The organism is Cobetia sp., assembly GCF_983723665.1.
This window is the reverse complement of the sequence record NZ_CFDJES010000052.1, coordinates 9,771-12,025: the sequence shown is the minus strand read 5'-3', so window position 1 is coordinate 12,025 and position 2,255 is coordinate 9,771. Positions and strand designations below refer to the sequence as shown.

The 2,255-nt window shown below is 64.9% G+C and carries 3 protein-coding genes; all 3 read left to right on the top strand.

Translation table 11 applies throughout. From position 1 onward, the window contains the following. The first annotated feature begins 160 nt into the window (after window positions 1-160). Complete coding sequence (locus AC4FAH_RS07260) at window positions 161-634, top strand: Fe-S cluster assembly transcription factor (RefSeq protein WP_043333815.1); 474 nt, start codon at window positions 161-163, stop codon at window positions 632-634. A 125-nt stretch (window positions 635-759) separates the two neighbouring features. After that, window positions 760-1,908, top strand: a complete 1,149-nt coding sequence (locus tag AC4FAH_RS07255; RefSeq protein WP_153636517.1) for an aminotransferase class V-fold PLP-dependent enzyme — start codon at window positions 760-762, stop codon at window positions 1,906-1,908. A 15-nt stretch (window positions 1,909-1,923) separates the two neighbouring features. Further along, complete coding sequence (locus AC4FAH_RS07250; protein WP_043333813.1) at window positions 1,924-2,250, top strand: HesB/IscA family protein; 327 nt, start codon at window positions 1,924-1,926, stop codon at window positions 2,248-2,250. Window positions 2,251-2,255 lie beyond the last annotated feature (5 nt).

Here is a 2,255-nt window from a genome sequence, read left to right as displayed (position 1 = left end):
GAACGTCAGCATGGCTAAAGTTGACCAATTCAGTCGGGATTGACCCCGCCAGACCACCCCACCATAATGGGGCGCATTGATACGCCGTCTCGCCAGAGGCGGCGACTACGCCCGGCCTCGTCCTCAACGTCGCAGGCTCCATCTGCTCACGGACTCTGTCATGCGCCTGACCACCAAGGGACGCTACGCCGTCACCGCGATGCTCGATCTGGCCCTGCATGCCAGTTGCGGCCCGACCTGTCTGGCCGATATTTCCGTACGCCAGGGCATCTCGCTGTCGTATCTCGAGCAACTGTTTGCGCGTCTGCGGCGTGCAGGTCTGGTCAAGAGCGTGCGTGGCCCCGGTGGCGGTTATCTGCTGGATACCGAACTCGAGACCACCTCGGTGGCGTGCATCATCGACGCCGTCAACGAGTCAGTCGATGCCACACGCTGTCAGGGAATGTCGGACTGTCAGGCCGGTGACACCTGCCTGACGCACCATCTGTGGTGTGATCTGTCCGACGAGATCCACGGCTTTCTCGACGGCATCAGCCTGGCCGACCTGGTCGCGCGCGAAGAGATTCGCCAGATCGCCAGTCGTCAGCGCAAGGCGTGCGAGCCGACACCGATCACCGTCATGCAAGGCAGCTGAGCGGCGTTTGCCAGCCAGGCTGAGCACGGCCAGCCGAGGCGATGCTCGCCGCGCCCCATCGCCTTCGAGATCGCCTTCATCACGTTCACCGTCATCACTGTCTGTCGTGTCTTCAGGAAGTCACCATGTCCCAGCCGATCTACCTTGACTATGCCGCCACCACGCCCGTCGACCCACGCGTCGCCGAGCTGATGATGCGTCACCTGACGCAGGACGGCACCTTCGCCAATCCGGCCTCGCGCAGTCACATGCCGGGCTGGCTGGCCGAGCAGGCCGTCGAGGGCGCGCGTCGTCAGGTCGCCGAACTGATCGGTGCCGACCCGCGTGAGATCGTCTGGACCAGCGGTGCCACCGAAGCCGACAACCTGGCGCTGACCGGCTACATGCGTGCCAATGCCGCGCGTGGCCGCCATCTGATCACCTCGACCATCGAGCACAAGGCGATTCTGGATACCGCCAGTGCACTGGAAGCGGAAGGCTTCGAGGTCACTCGCATCGCGCCGCAGCCTGACGGCCGCATCAGCCCTGACAGCCTGCGCGACGCCCTGCGCAGCGACACCATCCTGGTATCGCTGATGGCGGTGAACAACGAGCTGGGCAGCCTGAATGACCTGGATGCGCTGGGCGACATCGCCCACTCGCATGGCGCGGCCTTCCATGTCGATGCCGCCCAGGCCCCCGGCAAGGTGCAGATCGATGTCAGCCGTCAGCCCATCGACATGCTGTCACTGTCCGCCCACAAGGCCTACGGCCCCAAGGGCATCGGCGCGCTGTACGTGCGTCGCCAGCCGCAGATCAAGGTCGATGCCCTGATCCACGGCGGTGGCCATGAGCGCGGCATGCGTTCCGGCACCCTGCCGACCCATCAGATCGTCGGCATGGGCGAGGCCTACCGCCTGAGCGCCGAGCAGTTCGACGCCGATCACCAGCACCTCGTCGCGCTGCGTGATCAGTTCGTCACCGGGCTTGCCGGCCTTGAAGGCGTGCACTTCAATACCGATATAGAGGTCAGCGCGCCCAACATCGTCAATCTCGCCTTCGAGGGCGTGGATGGCGAGGCGATGCTGATGGCGCTGCGCGGCATCGCGATTTCCACCGGCTCGGCCTGCAATTCCGCCAGTGTCGAACCGTCGTTCGTCCTCACCGGCATCGGGGTGCCCCGTCCGCTGGCGCTGGCATCACTGCGCTTCAGCTTCGGTCGTTTCACCACCGCTGCCGACATCGAATCCGCGCTCGGCGAACTCAGGCATGCCCTGACGTCGCTGCGCGCCTGACCCGGGAGACTGCTCATGGCACATCTGTCGATTTCCTCCTCCGCCGCCGACCAGATCCGCGTCGTGCTGGCCGAGCGCGGCCACGGCCTTGGCCTGCGTGTCTCGGTCAAGCCCAGCGGCTGCTCCGGCTACAGCTACGTGCTCGACTTCGCTGACGAGGTCAACGAGGAAGACGCCGTCTTCGTCGATCACGGCGCCACCGTCTATGTCGACACCGAAGCCCTCACCGTGCTCGACGGCTCCGAAGTGGACTACGTCAAGGACGGCCTGAACCGCTACTTCCGCTTCAACAACCCCAACGTCAAGGACGAGTGTGGTTGTGGCGAGAGCTTCAGCGTCTAGGCCAG

What these genes read in the sequence shown, in the direction of transcription:
- AC4FAH_RS07260 (WP_043333815.1), top strand. Translation starts at nt 161, where the DNA reads ATGCGCCTGACCACCAAGGGACGCTACGCCGTCACCGCGATGCTCGAT.
- AC4FAH_RS07250 (WP_043333813.1), top strand. Translation starts at nt 1,924, where the DNA reads ATGGCACATCTGTCGATTTCCTCCTCCGCCGCCGACCAGATCCGCGTC.
- AC4FAH_RS07255 (WP_153636517.1), top strand. Translation starts at nt 760, where the DNA reads ATGTCCCAGCCGATCTACCTTGACTATGCCGCCACCACGCCCGTCGAC.